26 protein-coding genes and 1 pseudogene are annotated in these 25819 nt (G+C 69.2%); 6 read left to right on the top strand and 21 right to left on the bottom strand.

Annotated elements, in window-relative coordinates; all coding sequences use genetic code 11:
• Positions 1-42: 42 nt before the first annotated feature.
• Positions 43-1005: pseudogene (locus tag D3230_RS15805) on the top strand (aminotransferase class V-fold PLP-dependent enzyme); the annotation flags it as partial.
• 74 nt (positions 1006-1079) lie between these two features.
• Here D3230_RS15805 and guaA read toward each other — a convergent pair.
• The 7 genes from guaA to groES form a co-directional block, all read right to left on the bottom strand.
• Positions 1080-2672 (bottom strand): glutamine-hydrolyzing GMP synthase, encoded by a 1593-nt coding sequence (gene guaA / locus D3230_RS03475; RefSeq protein ID WP_237466673.1) that lies wholly within the window; start codon positions 2670-2672, stop codon positions 1080-1082.
• A 128-nt stretch (positions 2673-2800) separates the two neighbouring features.
• On the bottom strand, positions 2801-3250 hold the full coding sequence (locus D3230_RS03480) for a DUF3817 domain-containing protein (RefSeq protein ID WP_202343583.1): 450 nt from the start codon (positions 3248-3250) through the stop codon (positions 2801-2803).
• A 10-nt stretch (positions 3251-3260) separates the two neighbouring features.
• On the bottom strand, positions 3261-4148 hold the full coding sequence (locus D3230_RS03485; RefSeq protein WP_337249063.1) for an SURF1 family cytochrome oxidase biogenesis protein: 888 nt from the start codon (positions 4146-4148) through the stop codon (positions 3261-3263).
• A gap of 80 nt (positions 4149-4228) precedes the next feature.
• Positions 4229-5350, bottom strand: coding sequence for a GuaB3 family IMP dehydrogenase-related protein (locus tag D3230_RS03490; RefSeq protein WP_202343584.1), 1122 nt, complete (start codon positions 5348-5350; stop codon positions 4229-4231).
• A 165-nt stretch (positions 5351-5515) separates the two neighbouring features.
• Positions 5516-7018, bottom strand: a complete 1503-nt coding sequence (gene guaB, locus D3230_RS03495) for an IMP dehydrogenase (RefSeq protein ID WP_202343585.1) — start codon at positions 7016-7018, stop codon at positions 5516-5518.
• A gap of 72 nt (positions 7019-7090) precedes the next feature.
• A complete protein-coding gene (gene rarD, locus D3230_RS03500) occupies positions 7091-8014 on the bottom strand; it encodes an EamA family transporter RarD (protein ID WP_202343586.1) in 924 nt (307 codons plus the stop codon).
• 112 nt (positions 8015-8126) lie between these two features.
• On the bottom strand, positions 8127-8423 hold the full coding sequence (gene groES / locus D3230_RS03505) for a co-chaperone GroES (protein ID WP_025133745.1): 297 nt from the start codon (positions 8421-8423) through the stop codon (positions 8127-8129).
• A gap of 268 nt (positions 8424-8691) precedes the next feature.
• Here groES and D3230_RS16170 point away from each other — a divergent pair, with 268 nt between their 5' ends.
• The 3 genes from D3230_RS16170 to D3230_RS03520 are packed head-to-tail and all read left to right on the top strand — an operon-like array spanning position 8692 to position 10907.
• On the top strand, positions 8692-9213 hold the full coding sequence (locus tag D3230_RS16170) for a DUF4190 domain-containing protein (protein ID WP_272928971.1): 522 nt from the start codon (positions 8692-8694) through the stop codon (positions 9211-9213).
• 10 nt (positions 9214-9223) lie between these two features.
• Complete coding sequence (locus tag D3230_RS16310) at positions 9224-9664, top strand: DUF4190 domain-containing protein (RefSeq protein WP_202343587.1); 441 nt, start codon at positions 9224-9226, stop codon at positions 9662-9664.
• 4 nt (positions 9665-9668) lie between these two features.
• Positions 9669-10907, top strand: a complete 1239-nt coding sequence (locus D3230_RS03520; RefSeq protein WP_337249064.1) for a THUMP-like domain-containing protein — start codon at positions 9669-9671, stop codon at positions 10905-10907.
• A gap of 16 nt (positions 10908-10923) precedes the next feature.
• Here D3230_RS03520 and D3230_RS03525 read toward each other — a convergent pair whose 3' ends face one another.
• The 9 genes from D3230_RS03525 to glmS all read right to left on the bottom strand — a co-directional run bounded on the left by D3230_RS03525 (position 10924) and on the right by glmS (position 18379).
• On the bottom strand, positions 10924-11331 hold the full coding sequence (locus D3230_RS03525) for a DUF4190 domain-containing protein (RefSeq protein ID WP_202343588.1): 408 nt from the start codon (positions 11329-11331) through the stop codon (positions 10924-10926).
• A gap of 202 nt (positions 11332-11533) precedes the next feature.
• Positions 11534-12004: a DUF4190 domain-containing protein gene (locus D3230_RS03530; protein WP_202343589.1), complete on the bottom strand. Its 471-nt coding sequence runs from the start codon at positions 12002-12004 to the stop codon at positions 11534-11536.
• A gap of 161 nt (positions 12005-12165) precedes the next feature.
• On the bottom strand, positions 12166-13260 hold the full coding sequence (gene tsaD / locus D3230_RS03535; RefSeq protein WP_202343590.1) for a tRNA (adenosine(37)-N6)-threonylcarbamoyltransferase complex transferase subunit TsaD: 1095 nt from the start codon (positions 13258-13260) through the stop codon (positions 12166-12168).
• Complete coding sequence (gene rimI, locus D3230_RS03540) at positions 13257-13754, bottom strand: ribosomal protein S18-alanine N-acetyltransferase (protein WP_202343591.1); 498 nt, start codon at positions 13752-13754, stop codon at positions 13257-13259. The genes tsaD and rimI overlap by 4 nt, the downstream gene beginning before the upstream one ends.
• Entirely contained in the window at positions 13751-14398 is a 648-nt protein-coding gene (gene tsaB / locus D3230_RS03545) for a tRNA (adenosine(37)-N6)-threonylcarbamoyltransferase complex dimerization subunit type 1 TsaB (protein WP_337249065.1), read from the bottom strand. The genes rimI and tsaB overlap by 4 nt, the downstream gene beginning before the upstream one ends.
• Positions 14395-14844, bottom strand: a complete 450-nt coding sequence (gene tsaE / locus D3230_RS03550) for a tRNA (adenosine(37)-N6)-threonylcarbamoyltransferase complex ATPase subunit type 1 TsaE (RefSeq protein ID WP_237466907.1) — start codon at positions 14842-14844, stop codon at positions 14395-14397. The genes tsaB and tsaE overlap by 4 nt, the downstream gene beginning before the upstream one ends.
• Positions 14845-14894: 50 nt before the next feature.
• The gene (alr, locus tag D3230_RS03555) at positions 14895-16031 is read right to left on the bottom strand and encodes an alanine racemase (RefSeq protein ID WP_237466674.1); all 1137 of its coding nucleotides are present in this window, start codon (positions 16029-16031) and stop codon (positions 14895-14897) included.
• Entirely contained in the window at positions 16028-16450 is a 423-nt protein-coding gene (locus D3230_RS03560) for a holo-ACP synthase (protein ID WP_202343593.1), read from the bottom strand. The genes alr and D3230_RS03560 overlap by 4 nt, the downstream gene beginning before the upstream one ends.
• 78 nt (positions 16451-16528) lie before the next feature.
• On the bottom strand, positions 16529-18379 hold the full coding sequence (glmS, locus tag D3230_RS03565; RefSeq protein ID WP_202343594.1) for a glutamine--fructose-6-phosphate transaminase (isomerizing): 1851 nt from the start codon (positions 18377-18379) through the stop codon (positions 16529-16531).
• A gap of 32 nt (positions 18380-18411) precedes the next feature.
• Between glmS and coaA the strand changes: the two genes are divergently transcribed.
• Entirely contained in the window at positions 18412-19461 is a 1050-nt protein-coding gene (gene coaA / locus D3230_RS03570; protein WP_202343595.1) for a type I pantothenate kinase, read from the top strand.
• A gap of 30 nt (positions 19462-19491) precedes the next feature.
• On the opposite strand, the gene D3230_RS03575 is transcribed toward coaA, so the two are convergent.
• From D3230_RS03575 to truA, 5 genes are all read right to left on the bottom strand, one after another.
• Positions 19492-19953 carry a DUF3995 domain-containing protein gene (locus tag D3230_RS03575; RefSeq protein ID WP_202343596.1) on the bottom strand — a complete coding sequence of 154 codons (462 nt, stop codon included), beginning with the start codon at positions 19951-19953 and terminating at the stop codon, positions 19492-19494.
• A gap of 60 nt (positions 19954-20013) precedes the next feature.
• A complete protein-coding gene (glmM, locus tag D3230_RS03580) occupies positions 20014-21363 on the bottom strand; it encodes a phosphoglucosamine mutase (RefSeq protein WP_202343597.1) in 1350 nt (449 codons plus the stop codon).
• 17 nt (positions 21364-21380) lie between these two features.
• Positions 21381-21860: a 30S ribosomal protein S9 gene (rpsI, locus tag D3230_RS03585; protein WP_202343598.1), complete on the bottom strand. Its 480-nt coding sequence runs from the start codon at positions 21858-21860 to the stop codon at positions 21381-21383.
• A gap of 37 nt (positions 21861-21897) precedes the next feature.
• The gene (rplM, locus tag D3230_RS03590) at positions 21898-22344 is read right to left on the bottom strand and encodes a 50S ribosomal protein L13 (protein WP_202343599.1); all 447 of its coding nucleotides are present in this window, start codon (positions 22342-22344) and stop codon (positions 21898-21900) included.
• Positions 22345-22742: 398 nt separating this feature from the next.
• The gene (gene truA, locus D3230_RS03595) at positions 22743-23678 is read right to left on the bottom strand and encodes a tRNA pseudouridine(38-40) synthase TruA (RefSeq protein WP_202343600.1); all 936 of its coding nucleotides are present in this window, start codon (positions 23676-23678) and stop codon (positions 22743-22745) included.
• 107 nt (positions 23679-23785) lie between these two features.
• Here truA and D3230_RS03600 point away from each other — a divergent pair, with 107 nt between their 5' ends.
• On the top strand, positions 23786-25741 hold the full coding sequence (locus D3230_RS03600; RefSeq protein ID WP_202343601.1) for an acyltransferase family protein: 1956 nt from the start codon (positions 23786-23788) through the stop codon (positions 25739-25741).
• Positions 25742-25819 lie beyond the last annotated feature (78 nt).

The following is a 25819-nucleotide window of genomic DNA, read 5'->3' on the forward strand; positions in this document are numbered from 1 at the left end:
CAGGGGGCGCTCTCTGATCACCTCGCCCACACCATGCAGCGCATGACCGCAAGCCTGATCGACGCCCAGGCTCCCTGGGATGTGTGGGTCGGCAAGGTCGAGGAGTACCGCACTCGGTCAGCTCAGGTCCTCGAAGTCGCGAGCGACACGGTCGCGGTGCTCTCCTGCGCGTCGGAGGGCGCCTTCCAGGTCGTCTCCTCGCTGGACTGGAGCGGGACACGCACCCGCCTGGTCACGTCTGACCTCGAGTTCCCCTCTGTCGGGAACGTGTGGCGCGCACAGCACGATCCGATCGAGGTCGTGAACGTCCCGGGGATCGAGGCGGCCCTCCACGCGGAATCTTGGATCCCGTTGATCGATGAGCGCACCAAGCTCGTCTCAATTCCTCTGGTCAGTTACATCAACGGCACCCGCCCGGAGATCGAGCGGGTCATCGCGCACGCACACTCCGTTGGGGCGCTCGTGTTCGTCGACGCGTACCAGGGCGCCGGCGTGGTGCCGTTCTCCGCGACCGCACTCGACTGCGACTTTCTCGTCACCGGCAACCTGAAGTACCTCCTGGGGCTGCCCGGGATCGCATCCCTGTATGTGAAGGACTGCGTGAATGTGGAGCGTCCGGCCGGGCTGACGGGTTGGTTCGGACGAGTGAACCCCTTCGCCTTCGACCCGGCCGGCGTGGACTACCCGCAGAATGCCCGCCGATTCGAGATGGGCACCCACCCGATCCCCTCCGCGTATGCCGGGGTTGCGGGGTATGAGACGCTCGCACGCATTGACCTCCGCGAGAGCTGGGGGCACATCGAAGGGCTGCGGGATCAGCTGGCCGCCGAGCTGAACGCGCAGGGACACACCCTCGATTTCCCTGCCGACCCCGCGCACCGCGGACCGGAGGTCGCGATCGTCAGTGCCAACCCGGACGCGGTCGCGGCCCGTCTCGCCGAATCCCGCATCGGGACGTCCCCGCGCGGCGAGCGGCTCCGGTTGTCCTTCCACGCGTACTCGAACGAGCAGGACGTCGCGAAGCTCGTCGCCGCGCTCGCGCCGCTGTCGTGTGCGACGCCCGAGGCGTCAGCGCGGGATTACTCCCACTCGATGGTCCCCGGCGGCTTCGACGTGACGTCGAGCACCACGCGGTTCACCTCGGGGACCTGGTTCGTGATCTTGTTCGAGATGCGCGCCAGCACGTCGTACGGGACGTGCGTCCAGTCGGCGGTCATCGCGTCCTCGGAGGACACCGGGCGCAGCACGATCGGGTGACCGTAGGTGCGGCCATCGCCCTGCACGCCCACGGAGCGCACGTCGGCGAGCAGCACGACCGGGCACTGCCAGATCTGCTGGTCCAGGCCCGCGGCGGTGAGCTCGGCGCGGGCGATCGCGTCGGCTTCGCGCAGGATCTCGAGGCGCTCGCGCGTCACCTCACCCACGATACGGATGCCGAGGCCGGGGCCGGGGAACGGCTGGCGGCCGACGATCTCCTCGGGAATGCCGAGCTCGCGACCGATCGCCCGGACCTCGTCCTTGAAGAGCGCGCGCAGCGGCTCGATCAAGGCGAAGTCGAGATCGTCGGGCAGGCCGCCCACGTTGTGGTGCGACTTGATGTTGGCGGTGCCGGATCCGCCACCCGATTCCACAACGTCCGGGTACAGGGTGCCCTGCACGAGGAACTTCACGGACTCGCCCTCGGCCGCCGCCTCGGCGACGAGGTCACGCTGCACCTGCTCGAACGCGCGGATGAACTCGCGGCCGATGATCTTGCGCTTCTCCTCGGGATCGGTGACTCCGGCGAGGTGTCCCAGGAAGGTGTCCGCAGCGTCCACGGTGATGAGCCGCACGCCGGTCGAGGCGACGTAGTCGCGCTCCACCTGCTCACGCTCGCCCTTACGGAGCAGCCCGTGGTCCACGAACACCGCGGTCAGCTGATCGCCGATCGCCTCGTGCACGAGCGCGGTCGAGACGGCGGAATCCACGCCGCCCGAGAGCGCCGAGATGACGCGGGCATTGCCGACCTGCTCGCGGATGCGCGCGACCTGCTCGGTGATCACGTTGCCCGCGTTCCAGTCCGCGGGAATCTCCGCGACGTGGTGCAGGAAGTTCTCGAGGATCGCCTGGCCGTGATCCGAGTGCTTCACCTCGGGGTGCCACTGCACGCCGTAGAGCTTGCGCTCCGGCGAGCCGAAGGCGGCAACCGGGGTGACCGCGGTGCGGGCGAGCACGTCGAAGCCCGCGGGTGCCTGCTGCACGGCGTCGCCGTGGCTCATCCACACGTTCTGCGTCTCGGGCTGGCCGCCCAGGATCGCGCCGCCGTCGCCGATCACGGTGGCCTCGGTCGCGCCGTACTCACGATCGCCCGTGTTGCCGACCTCGCCGCCGAGGGCGCGGGCCATCACCTGGAAGCCGTAGCAAATCCCGAGCACGGGGATGCCGAGGTCAAAGATTGCGTCATCAAACTGGGGCGCACCGTCGGCGTACACCGAGGAGGGGCCGCCGGAGAGGACGATACCGAGCGGGTTGCGGGCCGTGACCTCAGCCGCCGTGATCGTGTGCGGGACGAGCTCGGAGTAGACCCCGGCCTCGCGCACGCGGCGTGCGATCAGCTGCGCATACTGCGCGCCGAAGTCCACCACGATGACGGGGCGGTGCCCCGTGTCCATCTGTTCTGCCTGTGTCGCCATGTTCGAGTGGGGTGACCTTTCGAAGTCGGAAGGGAAGTGCAACCAATTCTACCGCCCCGCGCGGGCGGCTCGGGCCGCGGAGGCGGCTCAGCCCGCGGAGGCAGTGGGCGGGGCGGCCGGAGCGGCGGCTACGCCTGCGCGGCGGCGGATTCCTTGTCGTTCAGGAAGCTGGTCACCTCGCGCACGATCCGCCCCTCCAGGAAGAACGACATCAGCGGGATCACGCCGCCCAGGGCGATCAGCAGGAAGCGACCAAAGTTCCAGCGCATCGGGCTCCACACCATGAAGTCGGACACGAGGTAGACCACGTAGAACCAGCCGTGCGCGATCAGGATGGCCTTGAACAGGTCGAAGCCCTGCGGCACGAAGTCGCTATCCACGCCCTCCGGCGCGAGCGGCACGAACTCGGCCACGGCGTTCGGGGTGAAGAGGAACAGCTGCACGCCGAAGGCGTACTTCATGACCATCACCGCACACAGCAGCAACAGCATGATGCCCGTGATGACGGAGGTGACCTTGTAGAAGCTCAGCGCCTTGCGGATGCGCGGGTAGTCGGCGGGCTTCGGCTGGAGTTTCATGGTGTCCTATCTATTCGGCGCTGGGGCGCGACCCCGTGGCGGCGGCGGGATCCTCCCCCGCCGCCTCCTGAAGCATGAGTTCGTGTTCCTTCTCCCACGCGTCGCGCGTGAGCCGGAACCAGAAGAATACGGCGAAGCCCGCGAACACGACCCACTCGATCGCGTAGAACACATTGAGCCAGTTCACCTGCTCGGGCGGCAGCGGCGCCACCGAGTCGATCGGGTCGAGGGCGACCTCGGCGAGCGTGTCGAACACCGCCCCTTCCGGGTGCGCAACGAGGTACCCCGAATACACGGGGGCGTCCACGCCGCGCCACACATTCGCGAAGTGCGCGGGGATCATGGTCTGCATCGCCTGCGGATCGTCACCCGGCTTCGGCACCTGCGGGCCTTCAGGGGGCATGTAGCGGCCCTCGAGATCGAGTGTTGCGCTCAGGCGGGCGGCCGCCTCCGGCTGATTCAACGCCGTGATCGCGCGCTGGGCGGCGGCCACATCCGGTGCCCAGCCGAGTGCTACGGCGAGGTGCGCGCGTCCGGGGGCGTCGGTGACCAGGTGGCCCACCACCCAGGCACCGGTCTCGCCGTCGTTGGTCCGCGGCGCGACGATCTGGAAGTCGTCGGGCACCACCGAGCCGCTCAGGTGCACCACCACGCCCGCGGCGTCCTCGGTGACCCCCTTCGCCAGGTCCGTGACCTCCGCGAGCGGGCGAGAGGTTTCCGTGTCGATGACGGTCTCATCGGCCGAACGCACGGCGATGCCCATCTGCCACTGGCCGAGCCAGGCGAAGCCGCCTGCGACGGCGAGGGCGAGCAGGAGCGCGAGCACCCAGAGCGGACGCCGCATCACCTGCCCGAGGGTCGGCTCCCCGAGGTATTCAGGCTTCTGCGGTGTCGACACCGGGTGCGTTCTCGATTCTCAGTTCGGCGGTGGGAGGAAGCGGTGGGAGCGGTGGCGGGCGATGCGCGCCGCCGTGCCGCCTAGCGTTCGGCGTAGACGAGGCCGACGCGCTGGAACTCCTTGAGTTCCGAGTAGCCGGTCGTGGCCATCGCGCGGCGCAGTGCGCCCACCAGGTTTGCGCTGCCATCGGCAACGTTCGCCGGGCCGTTCAGGATCTCCGTGAGCGGGGCGACGGTCTTCACCGGCACGCGGTGCCCACGCGGCAGATCCTCGTGGTGGGCTTCCTGACCCCAGTGCCAGCCGTGGCCGGGGGCGTCGGACGCCTTGGCAAGCGCACCACCCAGCATGACCGCGTCCGCGCCGCAGGCGACGGCCTTGATCATGTCGCCCGAGGTCCCGAGCCCGCCGTCAGCGATGACGTGGACGTAGCGCCCGCCCGACTCGTCGAGGTAGTCCGAGCGGGCCCCGGCGACGTCGGCGATGGCGGAGGCCATCGGTGCGCGGATCCCGAGCGTCACCCGGGTGGTCGAGGAGGCCCCGCCACCGAAGCCGACGAGCACGCCGGCGGCGCCCGTGCGCATCAGGTGCAGCGCCGACTGGTACGTCGCCGCGCCGCCGACGATCACGGGCACATCGAGCTCGTAGATGAACTGCTTGAGGTTGAGCGGCTCGCGTCCCTCACGGGAGACGTGCTCGGCGGAGACCGTGTTGCCGCGAATCACGAACAGGTCAACGCCGGCCTTGACCACCGTGTCGGTGAGCTCCGCCGTGCGGTGCGGCGACAGGGCACCCGCAACGGTGACCCCCGCATCCCGGATCTGCCCCAGGCGGTCCCGGATCAGCTCGGGCAGGATCGGCGCGGCGTAGAGTTCGCGCATGCGCTGCACGGCCGCCACGTCATCGGTGATCGTGGCGAGTTCCGCGAGCAGCGGCTCGGGGTTCTCGTGTCGGGTCCAGAGGCCCTCGAGGTTGAGGACGCCCAGGCCGCCGAGCTTTCCGAGGGCGATCGCCGACTCGGGCGACATCACCGAGTCCATGGGCGCGCCCAGCACCGGGATATCGAAGTGGAAGGCGTCGATCGACCAGGCGGTCGACACGAGCTCCGGGTCCCGGGTACGGCGGGTGGGGACCACACCGATCTCGTCAAAGGTGTACACGCGTCGCGCCCGCTTGCCGCGGCCGATCTCGATCTCGTTGCTCACCCGACCAGTCTATCGGGCCGCGAGCTGGGGAGGTCCCGGCAGTCTGCCGCGCAGCGCCCCACCGGGCCTCCCCCACGTACACGAACGGGCACTTTCGCAGCGAAACGCAAAAATTTCGGTACGAAAGTGCCCGTTCGGCACGGCCCGCAGAGCGCGGGGAGGCGTCTAGCGCTTGTAGTTCGGCGCTTCGACGACCATCTGCACATCGTGCGGGTGGGACTCCTTGAGCCCGGCCGCCGTGATGCGCACGAAGTTGCCGCGCTCCTTCAGCTCGGGAATGCTGCGCGAGCCCACGTAGAACATCGACTGGCGCAGGCCACCGATCATCTGGTGCGTCACGGCTCCCACCGGGCCGCGGTACGGGACCTGCCCCTCGATGCCCTCGGGGATCAGCTTCTCATCGCTCGGCACGTCGGCCTGGAAGTAGCGGTCCTTGGAGTACGAGGTGCGCTCACCGCGCGTCTGCAGCGCGCCGAGCGAACCCATGCCGCGGTAGTTCTTGTACTGCTTGCCGCCGACGAACACCAGGTCGCCCGGGCTCTCGTCCGTGCCAGCCAGCAGCGAGCCCATCATGACCGACGAGGCACCCGCCACGAGCGCCTTCGCGATGTCGCCGGAGTACTGCAGCCCACCGTCGGCGATCACGGGGATCCCCGCCGGGGTCGCCGCCTTCGCGGCCTCGTACACGGCGGTGACCTGGGGGACGCCGACACCGGCGATCACGCGGGTGGTGCAGATCGACCCGGGCCCCACGCCGACCTTGACGGCGTCGGCACCGGCCTCAACGATGGCCTTCGCGCCTGCGTAGGTCGCGACATTGCCGCCGATGACGTCGACCGCGGCGAACGCCGGGTCGGCCTTGATCTTCGCGATGATGTCGAGCACCCCGCGGCTGTCGCCGTTTGCGGTGTCCACCACGAGCACGTCCACGCCCGCGTCAACCAGCTGCCCGGCGCGCTTCCAGGCGTCGCCGAAGAAGCCCACCGCGGCGCCGACACGCAGCCGCCCGGCCTCGTCCTTCGTGGAGAACGGGTACTGCTCTTCCTTGTCGAAGTCCTTGACGGTGATGAGGCCCGTGAGGCGCCCCTCGCCGTCGACCAGGGGCAGCTTCTCGATCTTGTGCTTCCGGAAGATCGCTGCGGCCTCCTCGCGAGCGATGCCCGCGGGGCCCGTAATGAGCGGCATCCGGGTCATCGCCTCGGAGACCCGCACGTTCGCGCGATCCTTGGGGTCGATGAAGCGCATGTCGCGGTTCGTGATGATGCCGAGCAGCACGTCGTTCGAGTCGACCACGGGCAGACCGGAAACGCGGTACTCGCCGCAGATCGCGTCCACCTCGGCGACCGTCGCGTCGACGGTCGTGGTGACGGGGTTCGTGATCATGCCCGCCTCGCTGCGCTTGACCCGGTCGACCATTTCGGCCTGATCCTGGATCGACAGGTTGCGGTGCAGGATCCCGAGCCCGCCGTTGCGGGCCATCGCCACAGCCATGCGGGTCTCCGTCACGGTGTCCATCGCCGCGGAAACGAGCGGGATGTGCAACGAGATACGCCGGGTGAGCTGGGTCGTGGTGTCTGCCTCGCTGGGGATGACGTCGGTATGCCCAGGCAGGAGCAACACATCGTCGTAGGTCAGACCGGTGAAGGCGAAGGGATCACGCTGTTCCATGGAACCTCATCTGTGTTGTGGTTGGAGACTGGTGGGTACGGCAGAGCCCGGGGTGAGGCCACCGCACCACGTTCAGTCTAAGGGAATCGGGCCGGTATTGAGCTGCGCTCCGGGCGAACGCCGCAGCTGGATCACCATGTCGGTGATCAGGATCACAAGGGCGATCCACACCGCGATAAACCCGATCCAGCGGCCCGCGGAGACCACTTCGTGCATCACGAAGTAGCCGTACAGGAATCCGAGGATCGGGGTCAGGAACTGCAGGAACCCGAGGTAGGAGAGCGGGAGGCGGCGGGCGGCCTCACCGAACAGGATCAGGGGGATGCCCGTCATGACCCCGCTGAAGAGCACGAGCACCAGGACGCCCGTGCCGTAGGAGTACGCGGCGAGCCCGGCGGTGCTGGCCACCCACAGGATCTGGACCGCGGCGATCGGGGCCGTGGTGAGCGTTTCCACCGTCAACCCGGTAAGGCCGTCGACGGCTTCGCCGGCGTGCTTGTGCACGGCCCCGTAGAGCCCGAACGACACCGCGAGCCCGAGCGCGATCCAGGGGAAGCTGCCGTAGGCAATCGCGGCGATCACGACACCCACGGTGGCGATGGCGACCGCGATCCACTGCATCCGGCTCAGCTTCTCGCCGCGGACCGCGACCCCGATGAGGATCGTAAAGAGCGGGTTGATGAAGTAGCCGAGCGAGGTTTCGATCACGTGCCCACTCATCACGCCGATGACAAAGATCTGCCAGTTTGCGTACAGCAGCAGCGCCGAGAGTGCGAACCACCCCAGCAGCCGCGGGGTCCGCAGGATCCGCGCGATGCTCCGCCAGCGCCGTGTCACCGTCGCGAGGATGGCGCAGAACACGAGGGTGGCACCCACCCGCCACGGCACGACCTCAAGGGGGTTCACCATCGCGATCAGGCCAAAATAGAACGGGAACGCGCCCCAGAGCAGATAGGCGGAGAATCCGTATCCGAGTCCGGCGCGCGTTTGGTTCACCGATTCAGTCTACTCCCGCGCGGGCGGGGTGCCGACCGCCCCTCTCACACCGCGAAAACGCAACGGGCACCCTGACCCGAAGGTCAGGGTGCCCGTGTACACGTGGTGCGAGTTAGCGCGTCACGACCGCGAGGATGTCGCGAGCCGAGAGGACGAGGTAGTCATCGCCGCTGACCTTGACCTCGGTGCCACCGAACTTCGAGTAGATGACCACGTCACCCACGGCAACGTCGAGCGGGATGCGGGTGCCGTTGTCGGAGACGCGGCCGGGGCCCACTGCCACGACTTCGCCCTCCTGCGGCTTTTCTTTGGCGCTATCCGGGATCACGAGACCGGATGCAGTGGTCTGCTCGGCCTCGACCTGCTTGATAACGATACGATCCTCGAGCGGCTTGATGGCAACCGACACAGTTGACCTCTTTCCAGGTTGACGAGACTTCTCGCGCCCACCCGTTGCGAGCGCGTCTACCCCTGAGTCTAGGACGCGAGTTGGCACTCATGCAAGGGGAGTGCCAGTTCGCGGGATCGCGGAAAGCGAACGCGCCGCTGAGAACACACCAGGAACTTCACCCCGGAATCCGCTCGCTGTCAGACCCCGCCGGTAGACTGGTCGTAACCGAGGACGGGGCCGCACGGGGCTGCTTCCCCTGAACTGACCGGTGCCCCAAGGAGAAATCATGTCGATGCCACAGGACCCCCAGGCCGGCGCCACCCCGCAGGCACCATTCGAGGGCAGCGCCGCGGATCAGACTCCGACCGCCGCCGGCGCGACGCAGCCGACCGTCCAGCTACCATCAGCCGCACAGCCATCGGCCGCACAGCCCACGTCGGCCCAGCCCGCGGCCGCGCAGCCCGCCCCCGCCTATGCCCACGCACCCTACGGCGCGCCCTACCAGGCCGCCCCCGCGCCGGCGCGCAGCACCACCCTTCAGGGCACCACCATGGGGCAGACGAACACCTTCGCCTTTCTCGCGATCATCCTCGCCTTCATTTCCCCGATCGCGGGCATCGTCTTTGGCCACATGGGACTCAGCCAGATCAAGCGCACGGGCGACGCGGGGCGCGGCATCGCGCTCACGGGCCTGATCATCAGCTACGCATGGTTCGCCTTCCTCGTCGTGTTCATGGTGCTCTACATCGGATTCATCGTGATGATGGTCGGCCTCGCAGCCGATTCAATTCCGAGCTACACCTATTAAGCCGGGTCTCGTGAGCCAGCAGCCTCCTCCGGGCGACGCGTCGTCCCCCCAGGACCCCCAGAACCCCGAGACCCCGGATGCGCCGCGCTACGCGCCGCCGGTCTACGCGGCCCCGGTGTATCCGGCGCCGGGAGCACCGGGGGCGCCCTCGTGGCAGGGACAGCCGACCCCCGGGTACCCGAGCGCTCCGCCGGTCTACGCCGGGCGTCCGGCGGTGCCGACCAACACGCTCGCCATTCTGGCGCTCATCTCAGCCTTCATCGCCCCCTTCGTGGTCCCGGTGGTGCTCGGGCACCTCAGCCTGAACCAGATCCGACACACGAGAGAGGGCGGACGCGGGCTTGCCATCGCGGCCCTCATCCTCGGCTACATTCAGGTGGCGTTTTGGGGACTGCTCATCATGTTCTTTATTTGGGTCGGGGTCGTCGCAGCGGCCGCGCCCACCATGTAGACCGGTGGCCACCGACGCGCCTCCCGGATGGGACTTTTTCTTTGAGAACGCCGGCCTCGACGCGCTGAGCCGCACGGCCGGAGAGCTTGCGGCGGGGGCCGATCCGGCCCGCCTCAACGCTGAGCTGCGCCGCAGCGGACTGACCCCTGAGCAGACCGCCGCGGTGCTCACGCAGGCGATGCTCCGGCTGAAGGCACGCGCCAAGTTCGGCGACCTTGCCATGTCGCTCCTGTTCACCCCGGCCGGCCTCGAGCAGGCCACCCGCGCCGGCGTCGCCGCACGGCACGCCGCCCGCTTCCGTGACGCCGGATGCACGCGCGTGGCAGATCTCGGGTGCGGGGTGGGTGCGGAGTCGATCGCACTGCTCGGCGCCGGAATCGCGCCGCTCGCGGTGGAGCTCGACCCGTTGACCGCGCGCATCGCCGCGCACAACCTGGGGGTGGCCGCCGCACACCACCGCAAGCCGCACCCCGAGGTGCGGCTTGGCGATGCCGAAACGCTCGGTCCCGGCGACGCCGATGGCGTGTTCCTCGATCCCGCCCGCCGCACGGCCGGGCACTCCGACACCCGCCGTGTCGCCTCACCGAGCGACTACTCCCCCTCGCTCGACTTCGCCTTTGCCCTCGCGGACGCCCTCCCGACCGGGGTGAAGCTGGGCCCCGGCCTCGATCGCGAGCTCATTCCTGACGCCGCGGAGGCGCAGTGGGTCTCCGTCGACGGCCAGGTCGTCGAAACCGGACTCTGGTTCGGCGCGCTCGCCCGCCCCGGGGTGAAACGATCGGCGCTCCTGCTCCGCGACGGCACCGCAGCCGAACTCAGCGCGAGCGCGGACAGCCCCGATGCGGAGGTTCGCACGCGCGGGGAATACCTCTACGAGCCCGACGGCGCGGTCATCCGCGCACGCCTCATCGGAAAGCTTGCGCACCAGATCGGTGCGGGCATGCTCAGCGACGGCATCGCCTACCTCACCGCCGATCGGCACATCCCGACCGCATTCGCGCAACCGTTCAGAATCCTCGAGGAACTTCCGGTGCGCGAGAAGGAACTCCGGAAGGCGCTCGCGACGCGCGGAATCGGGTCACTCGAGATCAAGAAGCGCGGCGTGGATGTCGACCCGGCTGCCCTGCGCACCCGGCTCAAGCTCCGCGGTTCCAAGCGTGCCACGCTGTTTCTTACCCGTGCCGCGGGTGCGCACGTGGCGCTGCTTGCCGAGCGCGTGACCCAGCGGGGGCTCCCGAGCTAGGCCCGCACCTCCTCCCCTACGGGAACTGCGCGGCCTCGCGCTCGAGCAGCTCTTGGAACTGCTGTTGGACCGCCGGATCATTCACGGCCTGCTGCAGCGTGTGGGCGGCCCAGATCAACAACCACGTCCAGAGCGCCACACCGACCACAATGCCCATCGAGCCCGTGATGATTCCGGTGAGGCTCAGGCCACGCGGCTGCTGTTTCGCCTTCGCGACGATCCCGAAAATGAGGCCGACGAGAGACACGATCGGCCCCCAAAACGGCACCCAGAACATCCCGAGCCCCACGATCCCCGTGACCATACCGGTGATCGCGAGCCCCTTGGGGACGAACGGGGGCATGGCGGGCCCGAATGGCGGGGCGGACCCCAGCGCGGGACTGGCGTGCGGCGGCATCGCGGCGTACGGCTGGTACTCAGACACGTGGCTCCTTCCCTGCGGATCGGCGAGCAGCCCCCGAGGCCGCCCGGGTCTCCACCGGCACCGAGCCTACGGGGCGGGCCGAGACGGGGAGCTCCGATGCGCCCCTTTTCACGTGTTCGGGCCCGAAGGCACTCAGCGCGATATGCCGTGCTGAGTGCCCGCGGGCCCGATTTCCCCGGGAGCAGCTCCCGGAAACGTCACGCTAGTTCGTCGTCGAGGACTCCTCCTCGAGCTGCTGCTGCAGCTGCTCAAGCTCCTGCTGGAACTCGGGGTTGTTCGCGATCTGGCTGGCCGCGACGAGCAGCCCGATCCAGATGATCACGCCGACCACGATTGCGAGGGCGCCCGTGATGATGCCCGTGATCGCCATTCCCTTGGACTGCTTCTTCACGAGCGCCACGATGCTGAGGATCACACCGACCACACCCAGCAGCGGGCCAAACACGGGAATGAAGAACAGCACCACCGAGGCCACCAGACCCACGATGCCGAGGATCATGCCGGTGATCGCCATGCCCTTCGGCTGCACCGGCGCCACGCCGTAACCGGACTGTGACGCGGTGGGGTACGAGGCAGCGGGGGCCTGCGGCGGGACCGGCGCCTGCGGAGGCACGGAGTTCTGGGGCGGGACGGGACTCGGGTTCGGGTCGTTGCCCGGCAGGTTCTCAGACATGATGCTCCTTGATGTCGATCGGTCATACGGAGGCTCTGAGAGCCCCGTCTGCATCGAGCCTACGGAATCTTCTGCATTCCCGGTACGAGAAATTCCGGATTTCCGTAGATTTCCCGTGCGGTACCGCGCAAAATTCGGTCAGTTCTCCCGCGCGAACGGCGCTACGCCACCTGTACCTGTTGCACCGGCAGGGTCGAATCAGCGCCAAAGTCCAGGCTCGACGGCGCGCGCCCCGCGGTCACCAGCTGTGCGCCAAGCGAGGCGATCATGGCACCGTTGTCGGTGCACAGCGACAGCGGCGGCACCCGCAGGGTCACGCCGGCCGCCCGTGCCCGCTCCTCCGCGAGCGCACGGATCCGCGCGTTCGCGACGACACCCCCGCCGAGCAGGAGCCGCGGCACGCCCAGGTCCGCGCAGGCCGCCAAAGCCTTGGTGAGCAAGACGTCCGCAACGGCCTCCCGGAAGCTTGCCGCCACGTCCGCGACGGGCACCGGGGCGCCGGTCGCTTCGTGCTTCTCGACCCACCGCGCCACGGAGGTCTTGAGTCCCGAGAACGAGAAGTCGTAGCGGTGCCGTTCGAGATCCTTGGGGCGGGACAGCCCGCGAGGGAACCGGATCGCGTGGGGGTCGCCAGCCGCAGCAACTCGATCGATCTGCGGCCCACCCGGATACGGAAGGCCGAGCAGGCGCGCCACCTTGTCAAACGCTTCGCCCGCCGCATCGTCGATGGTCTCGCCGAGGAGCTCCACGTCGGTCACGAGATCCCGCACCAACAGGAGCGAGGTGTGCCCGCCCGACACCAGCAAGGCCACGGTCGGCAGTTCGAACTCGCCGACGGGCCCGACCGCCGGCCGCAAGCCGTCCCCCTGCAACAGATCCGCGCCGACGTGCCCGACGAGGTGATTCACGGCATACAGCGGCTTCCCGAGCGAGACCGCGAGCGCCTTTGCCGCGGCGACCCCGACCATCAGCGCGCCCGCGAGACCCGGGCCGCTGGTGACCGCGATCGCGTCGAGTTCGTCGAGGCGCACCCCGGCTTCGGTGAGGGCCTGCTGGATCGTCGGAGTCATCGTTTCGAGGTGCGCGCGCGCAGCGACCTCCGGGACCACGCCCCCGAATCGCGCGTGCTCGTCCATTGAGGAGGCGATTGCGTTCGCCAGTAGGGTGCGGCCCCGAACGATGCCGACTCCGGTCTCGTCGCAGCTGGTTTCGATCCCCAGCACCAGGGGTTCCCGTGACGGCGCGCTCGCGCTCATCGTGCCTCCTTCAGTTCTGCTCGCATGACGATCGCGTCGATGCCCTCCGGCTGGTAGTAGCGCGGACGCACGCCGATCTCCGCGAAGCCCAGGGAACGGTAGAGCGCGTGCGCCACCGGGTTGTCCGCGCGGACCTCGAGGAACAGCTCTCGCGCCCCGAGCTCCCGAGCCCGCGCCATGAGTGCCTCCATCAGCCGACGCCCATTGCCGGCGCCTCGCGCTTCCGCGAGCAGCGCGATGGTCTGCACGTCTCCCTCGCTTCCGACCACCAGCACGCCGCCGTACCCCCAGATCACAGGCGCAGACCCCGAGTCCGGCACCGTTTCGAGGACAAGGTACCGGCGATGGTCGGCGGCGAGTTCCTCTGCGAGCGACGCGCGACTCCAGGCTGAGTCCGCAAACACCGTCGATTCGATCTGCCACAGCGCGTCGAGATCGGCGGCGGTCGCGGGCCGAATTCGCGTGACCACGGGCGTCCCGGCTGACTCGCTCACGTGCTGACCCGCTTCGGGGCACCCGGCTGGACCACGTCGGGTGCGCGCAGGTACTGCGCGCGATCCTCCGCAAACGGCGCCCCCACGGCGAGCCGGCGTGCAGCCAAACGCACCAGTTCGGCACCGGGAATCAGCTCCGGCCACACCTCGTTCGTGACCGGCGCATAGTCTGCGCGCGGAACCAGCACCGGCCCGCTCAGCGGTTCCGGGATCCCCGCCCAGCCCAGCCCCGAGTACTCCGTGACGAACAGCTCCCGCCGGCGCGCGTCCTGCACCACGCGCACGCCAGCAACGGCCCCCTGTTCCAGGACGCCCAGCGCGACGGCTTCGTGCCCCTCGAGGGGAAGAAGCGGCACCCCGCGGCCGAGCGCGAACGCGTGCGCGGCGGCGATCCCGACCCGGAGGCCGGTAAACGGACCCGGCCCGATCCCCGCGACGACACCGGTCACCCGCTCCGGCGCGACGCCGCTCTCGCTGAACACCGACGTGAGCAACCCGCCGATGGCCTCCGCGTGCCCGCGCGTATCCAGGCTCTCCGCCGTCCAGACCCGGCCGTCGGCACCGAGCGCGACAGAGGTACCGATCGCCGTGTCGATGGCGAGCAGGACGTGCGTCCCGAGTTCGGGAACCTCAAGCGATGTCACAGCGTCTCCTCCGCCCAGCGCGGCCCGTTCCAGTGCAGCGTCACGGTGCGCGCCTCCACCGGCGCCTCGGACCAGTCCATGTCTTCCTCGTCATCGTCGCCGGTCGGCCGGTCGATCACGACGTCAAGCCAGGATTCTCGCGTGTCCACGAGGCCGGCACCCCACTCGGCAACCACGACAGACCCGTCAAAGTCCAGATCGAGATCGTCGAGTTCGTCGGCGCCCGCGAGCCGGTACGCGTCAACGTGCACCAGCGGTGCGCCGCCCACGAGCGACGGGTGCGTGCGCGCGAGCACGAAGGTGGGGCTCTGCACGGGTCCGCGCACGCCGAGCCCCTCCCCGATCCCCCGCGTCAGGGTCGTTTTCCCGGCCCCGAGCGGGCCGGTCAGCAACACCAGATCCCCCGCACGGAGCACGGCCCCGAGCCGCTGGCCGAGCGCGTGCATCGCGTCGGGATCCGGGATCTGATGCACGCTCACCCGAGCCTGATCGGCGCTCACGGCAGCGTCGTCTCCGACGCCACGCGGAGCACGCGCGGGCCGATGCTTGCGACAATCTCATAGTTGATCGTGCGCATGAGCCCCGACCAAATCTCGACCGGCGGGTAGCCCCGCTCAGGGTCGCCGAAGAGCACCACGGGATCGCCCAGCGAGAGGCGCCCGGCGAGGGGCCCCACGTCGATGATGAACTGGTCCATGCCGATCCGGCCCACGATGGGGCGAGGCTCACCGGCCACGGTGACCCAGGCCCCCGAACCGTTGAGCGCGCGCGGCATCCCGTCGGCATACCCCATGGGGACGAGCGCCAAGGTCGTCGCGGTCTCGCAGACGTGGTTAAAGCCGTACGAGACGCCAGTCCCGGCGGGTACCCCACGGAGCGCGATGATCTCGGACCGCAGCGTCATCGCGGGGATGAGCCCGAGCTGAGCTGAGGTCTTATCCGCGAACGGGCTGAGCCCGTAGGCCGCGATACCGACGCGCACCGCGGTGTAGTGCAGGTGGGGGGACGACAGCGTTGCCGCGCTCGCGGCCAGGTGACACAGCTCGGGTTCGACCCCCGCCGCGCGCAACCGGGCGATCGCGTCATCGAAGCACGCGGCCTGCGCACGGTCCGCGTCCGCCCCGGCGTTGGCCAGGTGACTGAAAATGCCGCGGACCCGGATCGTGCCGGTGTTCGCGAGCTCGGCGGTGCGCGCGAAGAGCGCGTCCCAGTCACGTTCGGACGCGCCGTTGCGGCTCAGGCCGGTGTCCACCTTCAGGTGGATGGTCACGGGACGATCGTGTTGCCGGGCCGCGGCGGCGGCGCGCTCCAGCTGCGGCAGATCGCTGATCCCCAGTTCGATATCGGCCAGCGCGGCCTCACCGAAATCGGCCCGCACACCGTGCAACCAGCAGAGGATCGGCCCCGTGATTCCGGCCTCCCGGAGCGCGAGCGCCTCCTCCAGATCCGCGGTTGCGATAATCGTCGCGCCGCCCTCGAGCGCGGCCTGCGCGGTGATCGCCGCGCCGTGGCCGTACCCGCCGGCCTTCACCACGACGATGACCGCCCCGCCCGTGAGCTCGCGCACGCGTGCCACATTGTGCCGGATCGCCGGGAGCGAGATGTCCGCGACGCGCATCGAGCCTGTCCTCATTCCGACCTCGTCTCCTCAGGGGCGGCCTGATCCGCCACCATCGCGCTGTGTTGATCGTATGCCTCGCCGCTCCGCTCGACGATTACAAACGCGGTCGCCAGCCCCGCGTCGTGCGTCATCGACAGGTGAATGCGGTCGCCGCCGCGGACCGCGAGGGCCGCGACGAGGCCGGGCGTGGGCGCGAAGGCGGGCGCCCGATCGGCCCCCCGGACCACATCCATGTCCTGCCAGCTCACCCCGTCAGACCCGCCGAGCGCCTTGATGAGCGCCTCTTTCGCGGCAAAGCGCGCAGCCAGCGAGGCCGTGGACAGCGGCCGCTCCCCCGGCGTGAACAGGCGCGGGCGCAGCGCGGGGACGCGCGCGAGCTGCCGCTCGAAGCGCTCGATATCGACCGTGTCGACGCCGATCCCGATGATCATTCGTTCCGCCCTGCTGTGCCTGTGATGGGGTGCGTTCCCCGCCGGGAAAGCGGCCGGGGAGTTCCCGGCCGCGCCCCGCTACTCGACCGTGACGGACTTCGCCAGGTTGCGGGGCTGGTCCACGTCCAGGCCCTTCGCGGTCGACAGTTCAAGCGCGAACCACTGCAGCGGCACCACCTGCAGGAACGGGTCGAACAGACCGTCCGAGAGCGGCAGGCGGATGACCTCGTCCGCGTAGGGCAGCACCGAGGTGTCCCCCTTCTCCACGAGTGCGATCACCCGGGCACCGCGGGCACGGATCTCCTGAATGTTGGAGACCACCTTCGCGTGCATCAGCGGCGAGGTCCGCGGGCTCGGAACGAGCACGAATACCGGCTGGCCGTGATCGATGAGGGCGATCGGGCCGTGCTTCAGCTCGCCGGCGGCGAAGCCCTCGGCGTGAATGTACGCGATCTCCTTGAGCTTCAGCGCGCCCTCCAGCGCCACCGGGTACCCGACGTGGCGCCCCAGGAACAGCACGGAGCGGGTGTCCGCCATCCAGTGCGCGAGTTGCGCGATCTCCTCGTGCGTCTCCACGGACTCGCGCACCTTTTCCGGCAAATCAGCAAACTGCTGCACCGCGGCTGCGGAGTCCTCGGCGGAAAGCGTGCCGCGGACGCGTCCGAGGTGCAGACCGATGAGGTAGAGGGCCGTCATCTGCGCCATAAAGGCCTTCGTGGAGGCGACCGCCACCTCGGGGCCCGCGTGCGTGTACACCGCGGCATCGGATTCGCGCGGGATCGTGGCGCTCTGCGTGTTGCAGACCGAGATGGTCTTCACCCCGCGCTCGATCGCGTACTTCACCGCCATGAGCGTGTCCATGGTCTCGCCGGACTGGCTCACCGAGATCACCAGGGTGCGTTCGGTGAGCACCGGATCGCGGTAGCGGAACTCGTGGCTGAGCTGCACGTCCACCGGGATACGCGCCCACTGCTCGATCGCATAGGCACCGACCTGGCCCGCGTAGGAGGCCGTGCCGCAGGCGATGATCACGATGCGATCCACCTCGCGAAGCACGTCATCGCCCAGGGCTTCGAGCTCGGGGATGACCACCTGGTCGCCCTCCACGCGTCCGCGGACCGTGTTGGCGACCGCCTCGGGCTGCTCGTTGATCTCCTTCGCCATGAAGGAGGACCAGCCGCCCTTGTCCGCGGCTTCCGCGTCCCACTCCACCTCGAACTCGGTGTAATCGACGGGGGTCCCCGCGAAGTCAGTGATCTGCACGGACTCCGGGGTGATGATCGCAATGTTGTCCTCGTTCACCGCGACGGCGCGACGGGTCGAAGACACGAAGGCGGCGACATCGGAACCGAGGAAGTTCTCGCCATCCCCCAGGCCCACCACGAGGGGCGAGTGGTGGCGCGCGGCAACGATCTTGCCCGGCTCGTCCTCGTGGGTGGCGAGCAGGGTAAAGGTCCCGTGCAGGCGCGTGACCACGTTTCGGAACGCCGTTTCGAGATCCCCAGTCTTCGCGACCTCGAGTCCGAGCAGGCCCGCGACGACCTCGGTGTCCGTCTCGCCGATGAGCGAGACACCCGCGGCCTCCACCTCAGCGCGCAGCTCGGCAAAGTTCTCGACGATGCCGTTGTGAATCACCGCGAGCTTGCCGTCGTCCCCCAAGTGTGGGTGAGCGTTCTCGTCGGTCGGGCCGCCGTGGGTCGCCCAGCGCGTGTGCCCGATCCCCGCGTGGGCGGCAGCCACCGGGCTATCCTCGAGCAGCTCCTCAAGCCGAGCAAGCTTTCCCGAGCGCTTGCGCACCGCGACACCTCCGGTGTCGTCGATCACCGCAATCCCGGCCGAGTCGTACCCACGGTACTCCAGCCGTCGCAGTCCATTGATGAGCACGCCGACCGTATCATTCGGGCCAACATATCCGACGATTCCGCACATGCGCACTAGTTTAATGGCAGCATGGATGGACAATGGCCGAGATCCACACACCCCAGACTTCCCACCCGCGTTCCAGCCGTGTCAGCGCAGACACTCACGGCGGACCGAACGGGACCCGCGAGGTAAGCACGGACACGATTCCACTCGTGCGTCCGGAGTTCACCTCCCCCTTCATCGAGATCGGGCGTGACGAGTGGGCCCGGCTTGCCGGCTCCACCCCGATGCCGCTCACCGAGGACGAAGTGGAGGCCTTTCGGGGCCTCGGCGAGCCGCTCGACCTCGCCGAGGTCTCCGAGGTGTACCGTCCCCTGTCCCGCCTGATCAATCAATACGCGATCGCCGCGCGAGAAATGCACGAGCGCACGCGCGGCTTCCTCGGACGGGGCGGCGATCGGCCGAGCCCGTTTGTCATCGGGATCGCGGGATCTGTCGCGGTCGGAAAGTCCACGGTGGCGCGCATCCTGCGCGATCTGCTGGCGCGCTGGCCGGAGACGCCCCAGGTGTCACTCGTCACCACGGACGGCTTTTTGTACCCCAACGCGGAGCTCGAGCGGCGCGGGATCTCGCACCGCAAAGGCTTCCCCGAGTCCTACGACCGACGCGGCCTGCTCCGCTTCGTTTCCCAGGTCAAAGCGGGTATCGACGAGGTGCGCGTGCCGCACTACAGCCACCTGCTCTACGACATCGTGCCCGACGAGTACACGGTGGTGCGCCGCCCGGACATCCTCATCGTCGAGGGCCTGAACGTGCTCCAGCCCGCGTCCATGGAGCACCCGCTCGCCGTCAGCGATCTCTTCGACTTCTCGGTCTACGTGGACGCCCGCACCTCAGACATCCACCAGTGGTACCGGAACCGCTTCTTGCGGCTCCGCGAGAGCGCGTTCGCGAACCCGAGCTCGCACTTCAGCCGCTTCGCGGGCCTGGACGACGACGTCGCGTCGGCCCTCGCCGACGAGTTCTGGAACAACATCAACGAGCCCAACCTGGTCGAGAATATCCGGCCGACTCGGGCGCGCGCCTCGCTTGTGCTGCGCAAGGAGGCCAATCACCGCGTGCAGAAAGTGTTGCTCCGGAAGCTGTAGTTTCGGCAGCGCCCGCGGGTGCCGCCGCCGTTAGCGGGCGGTGTTCGCGGTGTGCGTGGGGCGCGGCCGCCGTTTCGCTCCGATGAGCACGGCGACCCCCAGCACCGCGCACAGCGGGCGGTAGACCCGGGCGTCGAGCCGCACGAAGCGATCCTGCGCCGCGGGCATCCCGAGCGCTGCGAGCGCGACATCGCCGCCCACGGCGGCGCGGGTCAGCAGCGCGAGCCCCGTCAGTCGGCGCACCCGCACGACGCCCCGGCCGTTTCCGAACGCGCCGGCGGTCACCACTGCGCCGGTCGCGGCGATTCCCGCGACGGCGGCCGTGGCACCCGTCCCCGGGAACGCGTCGGGGCCCCCGACAACGGCCTCCCCGAGCGCACGGCGATCCCGCGCGGGCCAGCTCGACCCGGCCGCCCAGACGCCGTGCAGCGCGGCGACCGCGCCCAGACCGATCCCGCTGACCACTCGCGCACCGCGCACCCAGAGACTCATGCCCCCACGGTACTCCCGTTTGGGAGTGCCGTGGGGGCAAGATTGCTCAGCGCGCACCCGCTAGACCGCGAGGCGCTCCTTGACGATCGCCGCGAGATCGTCGGCGAGCTTCTGCGCCTGCTCGACCTCCTGCGCTTCGACCATCACGCGCACCACGGGCTCGGTGCCGGACGGGCGCAGGAGCACGCGGCCCTGGCCGCCGAGGGCCACCTCGGCCTGGCGCACGGCCTGCTGCAACACGTCGTCGCCCGCAACCCCCGCACGATCCACACCACGCACGTTCACGAGTACCTGCGGGTAGACCCGCATGCAGCTCGCAAGCTCCGCGAGGGTCTTGCCGCTGCGCACGAGCTCCGCGGCGAGGTGCAGGCCCGTAAGGATCCCGTCGCCCGTCGTCGCGTACTCGCTCATGATGACGTGGCCGGACTGCTCGCCACCCAGCGAGTAGCCGTGCGCGTTGATCGCCTCGAGGACGTACCGGTCGCCCACCCCGGTCTCAACGACGTCGATACCGTTGTCGGCCATCGCGAGCTTGAGTCCGAGGTTCGACATGACGGTGGCCACGAGCGTGTTCTGATCGAGCTTGCCGCGGGCCGCCATCGACAGCGCCAGGATCGCCATGATCTTATCGCCGTCTACGACGTTGCCGTCGGCGTCAACCGCCAGGCAGCGATCCGCATCGCCATCGTGGGCGATGCCCAGGTCAGCGCCGTGCTCGCGAACAGCGGCGATCAGCGGATCGAGGCAGGTCGAGCCGACCCCGTCGTTGATGTTGAAGCCGTCGGGATCGTTGCCGATCACCGTCAGCTTCGCGCCGGCGTCAGAGAACACGTCCGGGGAAATGCCGGCCGCGGCACCGTGGGCGCAGTCGAGCACGACATGCAGGCCGTCGAGGCGGATGCCGTCGAGCGTGCCCAGCAAGTGCACGAGGTACCGATCCTCCGCGTCCGCGAAGCGCCGGATCCGGCCAACCTCGCGCCCGGTCACCGCGATCGCGGGGCGCTCAAGCGCGGCCTCGATCTGGTCCTCGATGTCATCGGCAAGCTTGCGCCCGCCCTCGGCGAAGAACTTGATGCCGTTATCGGCCGCCGGGTTGTGCGAGGCTGACACCATCACGCCAAAATCGGCGCCCGTGTCAGCCACGAGGTACGCGGCGGCGGGGGTCGGGATCACTCCGGCATCGAGCACATCGACGCCGGCAGAAGCCAGGCCGGCCGCGACAGCGGCCGAGATGAACTCACCAGAAACCCGAGGATCGCGGGCAACGACCGCGATAGCGCGACGGCTCTCGCTCCGGGCAGAACGCCCAAGAACGAGAGCCGCAGCGTCGGCGAGGTTCAGGGCCAGCTCGGCGGTCACGTCGACCCCGGCCAGACCCCGAACCCCATCGGTGCCAAACAGGCGTCCCATAGGGGAAGGCCTCCTGCTTAGCGCTTCGAGTACTGAGGCGCCTTGCGGGCCTTCTTGAGACCGGCCTTCTTGCGCTCCTTGATACGAGCGTCGCGGCTCAGGAAGCCAGCCTTCTTCAGTGCCGGGCGGTTGTGCTCGGCATCGATCTCGTTGAGGGCGCGAGCAATCGCGAGGCGCAGCGCACCGGCCTGGCCCGAGGGGCCGCCACCGGCGATGCGTGCGATCACGTCGTACGAGCCGTTCAGCTCGAGCGTCGTGAACGGATCCGTGATGAGCTGCTGGTGCAGCTTGTTCGGGAAGTACTCGGCGAGCTCACGACCGTTGACGGTCATGGTGCCAGCACCCGGGATGAGGCGCACGCGGGCGATCGCCTGCTTGCGACGGCCCACAGCTGCACCGGGAACGGTGAGCGCCGGGCGGGGTGCGGATGCGGTTGCCTGCGATGCGGGCGACTCGGTGGTGTAGCTCTCAGGGGCCACGGTCTGCTCTTCAGTCACTGTGAAGTCTCTCTCTGAATGTCTCGTCGGGGCGCAGTTACTGCGCGACCTGGCCGAAGGTGTACGGGGTGGGCTGCTGCGCAGCGTGCGGGTGCTCGGCACCCTTGTAGACCTTCAGCTTGCGGAACAGGTCTGCGCCGAGGGAGTTCTTCGGCAGCATGCCGCGGATCGCCTTCTCCACAGCGCGCTCGGGGTTCTTCTCGAGCAGCTCGGTGTAGCTCATCGAGCGGAGGCCACCCGGGTAGCCCGAGTGGCGGTAGGCCTTCTTGTTCGCTGCCTTGTTGCCCGTGAGGACCACCTTGTCAGCGTTGACGATGATGACGTAGTCGCCCATGTCCATGTGGGGAGCGAACGTCGTCTTGTGCTTGCCGCGGAGCAGAGCTGCCGCGTGCGATGCCAGGCGGCCGAGGACCACGTCTGCGGCGTCAATGACGATCCAGTCGTGCTTCTGATCAGCTGCCTTCGGCGAATATGTGCGAGTCACTATCGTGCTGCTTTCTATCGAATTGGAGGTGTTTCGTGAATCCCACTCCGTTGCCCAGTCCCATACGGGTGCTGTGACGATGGAGGGCTCAACAAATCGGATGCTTACGCACCAAGGATCAACTTTAGCACAGCCTGGCCGCAGCGACCCCCGGGCGTGGCCCCGCGGGCCCCTGGCCAGGTCCGCCTGGTGCGCGGCGCGGCCCGCCCCTGCCCCCGCCCCTGCCCGCGCCCGCCCGCTCCCGCATCCGCCCGCTCCCGCCGAACCCGAGGCAATTTATCTAAGGTGAGCCAAATTCGGTGATATTTGGGCCCGTTTAGATAAATTACCTCGGGTTCGGCGGGGGGATGCGCCGGGCGGGGCGGGGTTCGGCGGGGCGATTCGCCGGGCTGGGCGGGTTACGCCTCCGGGAGCGGGGCGCGGCGGGCCCGTGTTGCGTCGGCCCGGGCGGCGAGCTCCTGGGCGTCCTCCGGGTACCGGATCTCCTCGAGCGAGAGGCCGTGCGCCGGCATCACCGTGAAGCGGCTCGAGCGGACTCGGGCATCGCGGAGTTCGCGGAGCTCGTCCTCCGTGATGCGGCCGCTGCCGACGGCCACCACGGCCCCTACGAGGGCCCGCACCATCGAGTGGCAGAACGCATCCGCCTCAATCCGGGCAGCGAACGCCCCGTCCTCGGTACGCCGCCACTCGAAGCAGAGCAAGTCCCGCACCGCGGTCGCGCCCTCCCGCGCCTTGCAGAACGTCGTGAAGTCGTTGAGGCCGAGCAGTTCGTCGGCAGCCCGCTGCATGGCGTCGAGATTCAGCGGAACGGGCATCTCCGCCGTGAATCGCGCCGTGAGCGGGTCCCGTCGGCCATCGTTCGGGCGCACGCGGTACTCGTAGCGGCGGCGCAGCGCGGAGAACCGGGCGTCGAACGCCGCGGGCACCAGGCGTGCCGAGTGCACGGCGATGTCCGGCGCGCTCCGCTTCAGCACGCCGTTGAGCTTGCGAGCGCGCGTTGCCGCCGCTGCCGAGGTGTCCGCGTCCGCCGCGGAGGCCGCCGGATCACCCAACGCCGGGGCGTCTCCCGCGGGGCGCACCCCGGACCACTTCTCCAGCTGCGCAGCGGTCACGTCCAGGTGAGCGACCTGCCCGCGCGCGTGCACCCCCGCATCGGTGCGCCCGCCCACCGTCAGTCGCGCCTCGGGCGTGCGGAGCAGGACCCCCAGCGCCGCTTCAAGTTCTCCCTGGACGGTGCGCAAGCCGGGCTGCACGGCCCAGCCGGAAAAGTCGGTCCCGTCGTACGCAAGGTCGAGGCGCACGCGTGCCGCTGCGGGGAGGGGTTCAGGAGTCACGCTTCGATCCTGCCAGATCCGCCGGACCGGGCACACCGCGCTCAGCCTCCGCCGCGTACACTAGAGCCGGACCCCGCGCATTCGACGCATCGTCCGAGAGCCTCTTCATGCCCCATTCCCCCACTCCCGCCGCCGCCCGCCACGCCCGCTTCGGCGGACTCGACGGCCTGCGCGCACTCGCGGTGGGTCTCGTCCTGGTGTATCACCTGTTTCCGCTGGCCCTGCCCGGTGGCTTCCTTGGTGTCGATATTTTCTTCGCGATCAGCGGATTCCTGATCACGTCGCTGCTCCTGCGCGAAGCCGCCACGCACAGCACGATCCGGCTCGGCTCGTTCTGGCGGCGGCGGGCACGCCGGCTCTTGCCGGCCCTCGGCCTGGTCCTGCTCGTCTGCGCGGCGCTCGCGCTGCCCCTCGGCGGAGATCTCCTCGTGGGCATCGGGGGCCAGATCGCCGGCGCCTCACTGTTCGTGAGCAACTGGGTGTTCATCGCGAACGGTGCGGACTATTTCGCCCGCGACACCCCTGAACTCTTCCGCAACACCTGGTCGCTGTCGATCGAGGAGCAGTTCTACATTCTGCTCCCGCTCCTCGTCCTGCTGTTGCTGAAGCTGCGAGGCCGGAGCAGCCGCGCCATTCCCCTGCTCCTGCTGGGGGTGGGGTCCGCCGCGCTCATGGCCGAGCTGTCCCTGCAGGGGGCGGATCCGACGCGCGTGTACTTCGGCTCGGATACACACACATTCGGCTTGTTCTGGGGTGCGGCTCTTGCGGCACTGATCCAGCCCCGGGAGACGATGCTCCCCGCGCACGCTCCCGGCCGCGGCCGGCAACTGGGCTGGGGATTCGTGGCCGTCGCTTCGCTCGCCGTCCTGGCGTGGTTGGCCGCCACCCTTCCCGAGGGCAGCCCGCAGAGTTTCCAGGGCGGCTTCCAGCTCGCTACCGTGGCCGCGCTCGCACTTGTCTGGGCGGTCACCCGCCCCGGTGCGCTGATCGGCCAGGCGCTCGACGTGCAGCCGCTACGCTGGATCGGTGAGCGCTCCTACGGGATCTATCTGTGGCACTGGCCGCTGCTCCTGATCGCGACCGCGGTGTGTGGTCCGACGCAGCCCTGGCTCGTCGCCGCTCTCACTCTCGCGGGCACGCTCGGAGCCGCCGCGCTCTCGTACCGCTACGTCGAGCAGCCCGTGCGCCGCTTCGGACTGCGACGCTCGATTCGCCTGCTCCTGCGTCCGCTCGGGGCCACGCCGCGTCAGCGCACCGTCGCGATCGCGCTCGGCGCGGTACTCGCGGTGACGGTGCCGGCCGGCATCGCCGCGATCGTGACCGCCCCGTCACAGACCTCCGCGGCCGAGGCGATCGCCCGTGGCCAGGCGGCGCTCGACCGCTCCGAAACGACCACCACCGCGCCGGGAGCGCCGCCGACCACGGGCCCGTCGGGCGGGACGGCGGATGCGGACGACGAGGGCACGCGCGACCCCGACGACAAGAACGACGAGGCCGCACGGGGCGCCTCGGATCCCGAGCCATCCCCCACCCCCGACGCACCGCTCGTGCCGGAGGGCAGCGAGATCAGCGCCGTCGGAGACTCCGTGATGCTCGCAAGCCTCCCGGAGTTGGAGGAGGCGTTCCCGGGGATCGCGATCGATGCCGCGGTATCCCGAGGTATGGGCGTCGGTGTGGAACTCACGGCGGAGTGGGCGTCCGACGGATCGCTGCGGCAGGTGCTCCTCGTGGGCCTCGGCACCAACGGTCCGGTCGACCCGGAATCGCTCGACGAGCTCCTGACGATCGCCGGCGATCGTCCGCTCATCCTCGTCAACGCGCACGCCGACCGTGAGTGGATCCCGCAGGTCAACGCGACCCTGACCGAGTTTGCGGCCGCGCATCGGGGCGTTGTCGTCGCGGACTGGACCGGGGCCGTGGCGGGGGTCGCCGACGCGCTCGCGGGCGACGACATCCACCCGAACCCGAGCGGCGGCGTCATCTATGCGGCCTCGGTGCAGCGGGCCCTCGAAGCGCTCCAGCAGCCGGGCGAGGCCCGGGGCTTCGCGCTCCCCCGGCGCTAGCTGTACTGACCCGGAGGGTTGTTGACATAGGAGAGACCTTCGTTGTCGAGTTGGAGCTGTCTAGTTCCCCTGCTCGTT

The sequence above is a fragment of the Leucobacter chromiireducens subsp. solipictus genome (assembly GCF_016758195.1).
In the GTDB taxonomy this organism is placed as follows: domain Bacteria; phylum Actinomycetota; class Actinomycetes; order Actinomycetales; family Microbacteriaceae; genus Leucobacter; species Leucobacter solipictus.

What these genes read in the sequence shown, in the direction of transcription:
- guaA (WP_237466673.1), bottom strand. Translation starts at nt 2,672, where the DNA reads ATGGCGACACAGGCAGAACAGATGGACACGGGGCACCGCCCCGTCATC.
- D3230_RS03480 (WP_202343583.1), bottom strand. Translation starts at nt 3,250, where the DNA reads ATGAAACTCCAGCCGAAGCCCGCCGACTACCCGCGCATCCGCAAGGCG.
- guaB (WP_202343585.1), bottom strand. Translation starts at nt 7,018, where the DNA reads ATGGAACAGCGTGATCCCTTCGCCTTCACCGGTCTGACCTACGACGAT.
- D3230_RS16170 (WP_272928971.1), top strand. Translation starts at nt 8,692, where the DNA reads ATGTCGATGCCACAGGACCCCCAGGCCGGCGCCACCCCGCAGGCACCA.
- D3230_RS03530 (WP_202343589.1), bottom strand. Translation starts at nt 12,004, where the DNA reads ATGTCTGAGAACCTGCCGGGCAACGACCCGAACCCGAGTCCCGTCCCG.
- tsaD (WP_202343590.1), bottom strand. Translation starts at nt 13,260, where the DNA reads ATGAGCGCGAGCGCGCCGTCACGGGAACCCCTGGTGCTGGGGATCGAA.
- tsaE (WP_237466907.1), bottom strand. Translation starts at nt 14,844, where the DNA reads ATGCACGCGCTCGGCCAGCGGCTCGGGGCCGTGCTCCGTGCGGGGGAT.
- alr (WP_237466674.1), bottom strand. Translation starts at nt 16,031, where the DNA reads ATGAGGACAGGCTCGATGCGCGTCGCGGACATCTCGCTCCCGGCGATC.
- D3230_RS03560 (WP_202343593.1), bottom strand. Translation starts at nt 16,450, where the DNA reads ATGATCATCGGGATCGGCGTCGACACGGTCGATATCGAGCGCTTCGAG.
- glmS (WP_202343594.1), bottom strand. Translation starts at nt 18,379, where the DNA reads ATGTGCGGAATCGTCGGATATGTTGGCCCGAATGATACGGTCGGCGTG.
- coaA (WP_202343595.1), top strand. Translation starts at nt 18,412, where the DNA reads ATGGCCGAGATCCACACACCCCAGACTTCCCACCCGCGTTCCAGCCGT.
- D3230_RS03575 (WP_202343596.1), bottom strand. Translation starts at nt 19,953, where the DNA reads ATGAGTCTCTGGGTGCGCGGTGCGCGAGTGGTCAGCGGGATCGGTCTG.
- glmM (WP_202343597.1), bottom strand. Translation starts at nt 21,363, where the DNA reads ATGGGACGCCTGTTTGGCACCGATGGGGTTCGGGGTCTGGCCGGGGTC.
- D3230_RS03600 (WP_202343601.1), top strand. Translation starts at nt 23,786, where the DNA reads ATGCCCCATTCCCCCACTCCCGCCGCCGCCCGCCACGCCCGCTTCGGC.